Annotated in this window: 4 protein-coding genes and 3 tRNA genes; 4 read left to right on the top strand and 3 right to left on the bottom strand. The window is 62.5% G+C overall.

From position 1 onward, the window contains the following. Window positions 1-5 precede the first annotated feature (5 nt). Together AB0O15_RS21905 and AB0O15_RS21910 are read right to left on the bottom strand one after the other, a co-directional pair. Window positions 6-1,637, bottom strand: coding sequence for a VWA domain-containing protein (locus tag AB0O15_RS21905; RefSeq protein ID WP_364321266.1), 1,632 nt, complete (start codon window positions 1,635-1,637; stop codon window positions 6-8). Between the two features lie 178 nt (window positions 1,638-1,815). After that, a complete protein-coding gene (locus AB0O15_RS21910; protein ID WP_364321269.1) occupies window positions 1,816-3,000 on the bottom strand; it encodes a GNAT family N-acetyltransferase in 1,185 nt (394 codons plus the stop codon). A 377-nt stretch (window positions 3,001-3,377) separates the two neighbouring features. On the opposite strand from AB0O15_RS21910, the gene AB0O15_RS21915 reads away from it, so the two are divergent. From AB0O15_RS21915 to AB0O15_RS21930, 4 genes are all read left to right on the top strand, one after another. Beyond that, window positions 3,378-3,450 (top strand) — tRNA-Gly (locus AB0O15_RS21915). Window positions 3,451-3,489: 39 nt separating this feature from the next. Continuing rightward, window positions 3,490-3,560, top strand: a tRNA-Cys gene (locus AB0O15_RS21920). A 16-nt stretch (window positions 3,561-3,576) separates the two neighbouring features. Next, window positions 3,577-3,651: transfer RNA gene (locus AB0O15_RS21925), tRNA-Val, on the top strand. A 665-nt stretch (window positions 3,652-4,316) separates the two neighbouring features. Further along, on the top strand, window positions 4,317-5,687 hold the full coding sequence (locus AB0O15_RS21930; RefSeq protein ID WP_364321272.1) for a hypothetical protein: 1,371 nt from the start codon (window positions 4,317-4,319) through the stop codon (window positions 5,685-5,687). A gap of 527 nt (window positions 5,688-6,214) precedes the next feature. On the opposite strand, the gene AB0O15_RS21935 is transcribed toward AB0O15_RS21930, so the two are convergent. After that, window positions 6,215-7,261 (bottom strand): hypothetical protein, encoded by a 1,047-nt coding sequence (locus AB0O15_RS21935; RefSeq protein WP_364321275.1) that lies wholly within the window; start codon window positions 7,259-7,261, stop codon window positions 6,215-6,217. Window positions 7,262-7,581 lie beyond the last annotated feature (320 nt).

A 7,581-nucleotide genomic window follows, 5' to 3' on the forward strand; every position in this document is an offset into this window, starting at 1 on the left:
GCGCCTCAGTGGTGCAGTCCACCCGCCACGACGTGGATGAACACCGCCGACACCTCGTCCGCCGACCGCAGCACGTCCACATAGCCGGCCACCGGCTGAAGCGCGTTCTCGACGACCTTCGCCTCGCTCACATCACCGAACGTGACCACACTGAGCAGCACCGGCCGCTTCGGGTCGGCCGCCTTGGCCAGCGCGGCCGCCAGTTGCGGCGCGGTCAGCGACTTCTCGTCCGACTCGTTCTTACCGTCGGTGAAGACCAGAACCTGATTGGGTACGCCGGACCGGTACGAGTCGCGAGCCGACCGGTACGCCGCCAGGATCGTGTCGTACAACCCCGTCCCGGTCTCCTGCGCGGTGAGCCGCCCGACCGACGCGCGTAACGCGCGCCGGTGACCGTCGGTCAGGGCACCCATCCCCAGCAACTGCTTGTAGTCACGGCTCCCGTCGAGCTCGCTGCCGAACTCCCACAGCCCCATCCGCGAGTCGTCCGGCAGCAACCCGCCCACCGACGACACTCCCCGCCGTACCAGAGCGATCTTGGATTGTGCGGAACCCGGTGTGTCGGCGGCCATCGAGCCGGACACGTCCACCGCCACCAGCAGGTCGGTCCGCCGGTCGGCCTGGTACCAGGTGGCGAAGACGTGGTCGACGTTGTGCGCCCCGAGCACCCCCAGCGGCCTGGCCGACGGCGCCGGCAGCGACCCGACCGCCGCCTGCGCCTGCGCCGGCGTGCGAAGGCCGGCGTCCCGCAGCGGCTGGTCGGCCGTGGTCAGGCGCAGCCGGAGCCGTTCCAGCGCCGCCGCCCGGCCCGGGTCGGTGAGCGCCGAGGCCAGCGGATACCAGGTGTAGCGCAGCATCGCGGCGTGGTCGGTGCCCGGCAGCACGGCCGGCTTCGTCTTCGCCGCGGGGAGGGCCTTCGTCAGGGCGTACTCCGGGATCACCCCCACCTCGCCGGACCGCCCCGGCATGGCCGGCTCGCTTCCCGCGACGATCCTGGTGCGGTGTTGCGCCCGCGAGAGCCAGAGCGCGGACGCGTCCATGTCCCGGGCCAGCCAGACCGCCTCGGCCGGGGCGCCGGCGCCGAGCATGCCGTCGCCGGAGCCCTGCGGATCGCGGATCACCAGCCGCACCGCGCTGTCCGAGCCGACGAGCTGGGACAGCGCCAGCCAGCTGCCGCCCCGGTCCCGCAACTTCCTGCCGGTGGCCGGGTCGGTGACCATGTAGAGCGGGCTGGTGGCCAGCGTGGTGCCCGCGCCGGCCAGGGGCGCCTGGGCCAGGTTGAGCCGGCCCGCCGACCCCGACCAGGCCGCGTCGTCCGGGATCCAGACGTCGGCGCCGATCTTCTCGGCCTTGGCGATCGCGTCCCGGCCGTCGGCCACGGTCAATTCCACGCGTACGCACACATCGCCGCGGTCGAGTTGCGGCTGGAGCGCGGTCAGCACCGGCGCGAACGAGGAGGCGGTCACCACCCGCACCGGGTTCTCGCAGCCCAGCCGGGTCGAGTTGCCCGCACGCGAAGCATCGTCCCCGCCAAGCGCGGCGACACCGCCGGCCACCGCCAGCCCCGCGACCGCGACCACGCCGACGGCCGGGAGAATCCACCGGTCGACGCCGCGCCCCGCGCGATGCTTGGCCATCTGTGCTTTCCGTCCCTTGTCAGGCCCCGCCAGGCCCTGTGCGCTCCGATCATGGCCGGATCCGGAGCGTGCTGACAAGGTCTGTTCGGCCTGGTTAAGGGCTGTTCTTGCGCGGAGGTTCTTGCTCAGAGGCTCTGCTCAGAGGCTCTGCTCAGAGGCTCTGCTCAGAAGTTCTTGCTCAGAAGTCGGCGAACAGGTACGGCATCTCGCGTGGGAACATCGCCCGCAGCTTCTCGACGGCCGGGTACTCGATCTCGCCCAGGCCGCGGGACATCACCTCGACCGGATCCAGCACCCCGTACACCAGCGCACTGAGACCGGCGACGGTCAACCGCGCCTGCGACGCCCCGCCGGTGGTCACGCTGAGCTGGCCGCCGTCGCCGACCAGCCGGTGCACGCCGCCGATGAACGCGTCATCGACCACCTCGACGGTCACGTCACCGTCGCGCGCCGCGATCCCGTCCAGCCCCCGCATGTCCAGCACCCGAGCCATCGGCCCGCCGTGCGTGGGGAAGTCGACCAGCCCCTCGAGCGTCACTTCCAGGTCGGTGCCCCACAGCTCCGGCACCACATCAGCGCCGACCGACAGCGTCACCTTCCGGACCTGGTCGACGTGGCGCCCGAGGAACTGCAGCAGCAGAGCCCGCCCCAACGGCCCCGTGGCCAGCAGATCCCGCCCGTCGAGCACATCACCGAAATTCTTGATCTCGTACGCCAGAGCGCCGAGCACCTCGCCCTGTTCCGCGCGCGCCAGCGCCAGCCACACTTTCGCTTCCCCGAACTCCCGGGTGCGCAACTCGTCGAACAGCGCGAACCCATGCGTCTGCGCGCACATCCGGCTGAGCAGCCCCGTGTATTCGGCGAACCCCTCAGCCATCGGCACCTGCTCGACGTACCCCGGAAGTTCGACGGCAGGCAACCCACCAGGCGCAAACCCGACCCGCCGCCGCCGGGGCATCCCGACAAACCCGAACCGCCCATAGAACGACGGCCGGAACGGGTAGAGCGTGCTGACCACGGCCCCTTGATCACGCATCTGCCGCAGAAGCTGCCACAGCAGCTCCCGCACGTACCCCTTGCGCCGGCTCGCGGGCTGCGACGCAACCGACGAGACGCCGGCCATGTCCAGCACCCGCCCCCGAACATTCTGAAGCATCGGATAGGCCGCCACGCAGGCCACGGCCTCGCCACCCGCTTCCTCAGCCACCAGCGTCGTCACATGCTCGAAGTACCGCATCCGAGCCCGATATTTTTCCCGCAGACCCTCGAAGTCGGCAGTCGGCTCAAACGCGTAAGCGGTAAGCGGAAACACCACCTCAGCCCGCTCCGCCGCAGTGACCTGACGGATCTTCATACCCTTCATCTAATCGCGCCCCGCCCGCATCCGCTGCCCTCCACCCCCAACTTCCCCTCCGCCGCGCCCCTGGTCGTCTCCCGCACACCCTTGCGCCTCAGCCGCCCCGCGCGCCCCCGCGCCTTACCCCTCCCCGCGCCTTACCTCTCCCCGCGCCTTACCTCTCCCCGCGCCGGTCAGGCACCGTCTCCGCGCCGTACCTCTCCCCGTGCTGGTCAGGCTCCCTCCCCGCGCCGTCATCCCCTCCACCCGCCCGCGCCGTTCGTGATCACCACGTTTCCGCTGGTAGAACTCCATGCGACGCGCCGGGGGTACCCCGGTTTGGCAAGGGGTGCTGGGACCGGCTAAAGTTTCTCCTCGTCAGCCGGGAACGTGCCGGGGGACAAGCGGACGTAGCGCAGCTGGTAGCGCATCACCTTGCCAAGGTGAGGGTCGCGGGTTCGAATCCCGTCGTCCGCTCGGAGAGGCCGCCACAGCTAAACCGTGCGGGGTCAACTCGGTGGAGTGGCCGAGAGGCGAGGCAACGGCCTGCAAAGCCGTCTACACGGGTTCAAATCCCGTCTCCACCTCGGCGAATAGCCAAGCGGGCGATTGGCGCAGCGGGAGCGCGCTTCCTTGACACGGAAGAGGTCACTGGTTCGATCCCAGTATCGCCCACCAGCTCAGAGGCCATGTCCGACACCGGACATGGCCTCTTCTGGTTCTTGAGTGACCAACTGAGTGACTACGCGAGCCGGCTGGCCGGATTGCTACGCCGCCGTGAGGCTTGGATGCTCCCCCTCAGCGCGCAGCGAAGGCCCTTGGCTTGCAGGGTGGGGAAGCTTGCAGGGTGGGGAAGCTGTGTGACTAACGAAGAGAGCAGTCGGTCGCCTTACGATGGTTCGGCCGTCGTGAAGCCCGCTCGACCACTTGGCCGACGCTGTTCGGTCAATCATGTGAGGGGGCCATTCTCGTTGGCGAGTTCGATCGCGACAAGGCGGTGGCCACGTGGGTGAGAGGAAGTCTGGCCCCAAATCAGGTAATGAAGAGCCTAGCGAGAACGCCCCCTCAGCGTTCTCTCACGCCGCATTCGAAGAGAACTACCGGAGAGTAACGGCAATAGGGGAAGGCCGCCGGTGGTACGACTATCCTTACCGGGCTATTGGTCGGATTTCGCGGTCACGTCTCCGAAGGGTTCTTCCTCGACGTCTACAGAATCAACTGCCGTACTTAAGAAATTTCTTCGTCGCATTCAATGAACATGACCGGCATAAGTCTTGGAGCCTCGACGACCGCTTGCATAACTTAACTGTCCCATTTCAGGAGCACGTGGACGTTCCGGGCCTGTGGGTGGTCGAACTCTTTCCGCCAAGTCAACTTGCATCCCTAGAAAAGGTCATCAAGGCAAGCAACTGGACCGGCCAAGGCGATGGATCGGTCACATCGAAAGCAACAGGGAGTATCTTGATAGCTCCCGCTCGGGCGGTGGCTGGCGGTGGTGGCCTCTGGCTGACGTCGTTAATGTCGACAGCAAGATCTTGATTCCCGACGGAACTCGGGAAAGTTTGCCGGAAGACTTCGATGCAGTGGAGCTAAAAGCCGTTCAAATAGGTGTTGGCTTAACGGCGGTTATTGCCTTCTTTCATCTAACAAAACTGGCCACGCGACACCTCGACGATGTCTGGCACGCAAAGCATGAACCTACGATAGTCATTCGGCGCGGTCGACCGCGAGCCGAAGATCGAATGTGGGCCGCATTTAGAGCCACACAGGAAGCTCGCCGCGCCTTGCACGACACGGCACGCGAATGGATGAGTAAGCGATGCCCTGGGTTCTTCGCCGACCACCAGGAGCCGCAGCCCTTAGCTGATCTACTCCTGATGGATCAGTTTGATCCAACGAAGGGCGATCGAATAGGTCAAGGTTTCTCCGCTGCACTTAGGGCCATCGGATTCACAGAGAATGTGCTTCACCGGACGTCGCCAGACCTTCCCAAATTGCTACTTTCGCAGGCCGATAGTCGTCTGTGTCCGGCACTGGAGGGAAGGCGCACGTGGGGACTCTGGGGCAACTGGCGCGAGATCTCCAGCATTCCTACATTGCTCGACGGATACGGCGAAAATGCCAAGCGCGCAATCGCATACTGGGCCGATAGCAGGATCAGGCATTTCTTAGTCACTCTTTCGGTATCTGACTTCTTGTCTGTGACCGAGGGAGAATACGCGGAGATGCGAGACAGAGCAAAGGTAAGGCACGGTGCCTTCCGACTTAAGCAACTCAATTATCTGCGACGTAAGTTTCTTACTATAAGCCTTGATCTGACCACTGTAGCGAGTGACGTTGACCAGTTCTGGAAGCGCACCTGGAGAGACCAAGAGGAGGCGGAGTTCACGTTAGACTATGCCCCATGGATCGTAGAGAACGACGAGCGCGAAGGGCGCGCGAGGTTCACGCCGGTAAGCGTCAACGATGAACTCCGGGAACGCCAAGAGAGCTGGTTCAAAAGATTGCTGATTGCCGATAGGGATTACCGAGACATTCTCTCAACGGTGGCCTCACTGGGAGCATCTGCCGATGCAGTCAAGGTGAGCCGCATAGCGCTCTGGGCTGCGGTGGCTTCTCTAGCAGTTGCTTCCGTGACGCTCTTGGTCACCGAAGCAAAGAAGGAAACTTTCCTTCACCTCATCGTTTCTTGGCTCTCGAGCATCAGCGCTTAGCTTCACTCGGCGTTACTGTCGCCCTGTTTGTTGTTGCGTCATGCTGCCCGAACGCCCATTGATCAGTGTAGTCCGTGGCAACGTGCGGCTGCGGCCGGCGTTGAATTGAACCTGCCCTTCCAGGATGGCGAGTGGCGTTGATAGGTTCGAGTCCTTAGGTCTTTGAGAACGGAATGTTGAGCGCATAAGCCAGACCTGTGTGCAGAATCCAAGGTCCTCTTGGATTGAAGTCATACGTGTCGCGTCGGTGATAGAACTGAACGTAACGCACCTGAGGTCGATAGTTACCTAATGCACCTTGCAGAAAAAGGTATTCTCCAAGATCGTCTGCGCTTACCAAGCCCGAGATCTGCGCCTCATCCATAGCGTTAGCGAGATCGTCGTGGTCGAAAATTGTGGCAGGCAGACTATTAAGTATACGAGGAAGTTTGGCTATCGCTTCGCTAGGGAGGAGTCCCGTCGCTTCTGATGTTATTTCGGGAAGCAGGTAGGATGTAGCAAATGATTCTGCACCGGCCCGGAGCTGTTCAGCGCTTACGCGTCCCGAATTGCGAGCTCTTGCCTGGATTGCGGTGAAGAGGAGGCTCAATGTCGCGCGGGGTATATCTCGTGAATTGCAGAATGTACTGCATTGACGCAATTCGCTTGCCGCGGCCCCTACCTACTTTTAGATGGTCGGGCAGGCAGGCTATGAGCTCGTCCGGATCAACCTGAGCCTTTTGAGCTACGTATTCCCAGAGCGCTACCTCGCGAGGGTTCTGCATCTCTGCACCCCATGCGATGTGTATGCCGCTGTCAGCAGCGATCTTTGCCGAGTCTGCGAAGCTAATTCTCCGAAATACATCGGTCCTGCACATGATCACTATGTAGACGCTTCTATTACCCTCTTCGCGGAGTCTTCGTGTGACAGTATCGCCGACGCGCACGAGCGCCGCGAGTGTTCTCCAGTAAGTGTCATTTTCGCCGATGGCTTTGTCTAGCCCATCGATAGCAAGGATGTGCCGATTTGGCGTCCCGGCCTTCGTAACCAAGCCAATTATCGCGTCACCCAATTGCCCCGGGCCCAGCGAGTCTGTTTCTGTACTCTTCAGTTCGCCGCTCAAAAACTTCGGTATCGAGATAGTCCCTTTTCTTTCTCGAACTCTTCTCAACACCTGAGGATAATCGTCAGAGGCTAACCCGGCAGTTTTTAGGTCTTGCAGGAGTCGCAGTAGTTGCGGGTCCTTGCCAAGGCTACAAGCATTGTCCTCAGCTAGGCTGTCCAGTAGCCGGACGCCGATAAAGAGCTTCCATGCCGAATCTGTTAACGCTGTCACCTCCTGGCTGACAAGCTTCTTGTCGAGCGAATACAATGGACTCTGTGTTCGGTTGAGCTCATCGAAATCAACAGTTGTTCTGAAGACGGCATGCTCGCCGTATTTGCGGATCCAGGTCAACCCGACAAAGTTCGCAGCGGCACTTTTCCCGGAACCCTTAGGGCCAAGAACCAAGAATTTGCCTTGACTGTCGATCTGATCGGGTACATTCCAGCGGTCCAGATAGGTTTTAAGAAAACGATCTGGATCTGTCGCCACCTCATTTCGGCTGAGGCCTTACCAAAATAAAGGTGCCGAAGGTCCAAGGTCACCGGAATGCCCCTTCGTAAGGAGGTCATTGGTGCGGTTGCAAGAGAGTCAGGTTAGCACCCGAGTCCGCCGACAGTCTCTAGAACGATGACGTTACACGTAGGCCGGTCAAGATCTATGATCTCGCTGTGGCGGGGTCGTCGTCCGTCCTCCTTGCTCAAGAACGGGCATGGTTAGCCTCCGTCTTTCATTAAGTGGCGTGGGTCGTTGCGTTTGTTTGGTTGGGGATAGGTTTGGTGGCCGGGGCAGGCGGTGTCGCCCGGCTGTTG

The organism is Actinoplanes sp. NPDC089786, assembly GCF_040684855.1.
Taxonomy (GTDB): domain Bacteria; phylum Actinomycetota; class Actinomycetes; order Mycobacteriales; family Micromonosporaceae; genus Actinoplanes.

Coding starts and splice junctions, on each gene's coding strand:
- AB0O15_RS21905 (WP_364321266.1), bottom strand. CDS start 1,637: ATGGCCAAGCATCGCGCGGGGCGCGGCGTCGACCGGTGGATTCTCCCG.
- AB0O15_RS21910 (WP_364321269.1), bottom strand. CDS start 3,000: ATGAAGGGTATGAAGATCCGTCAGGTCACTGCGGCGGAGCGGGCTGAG.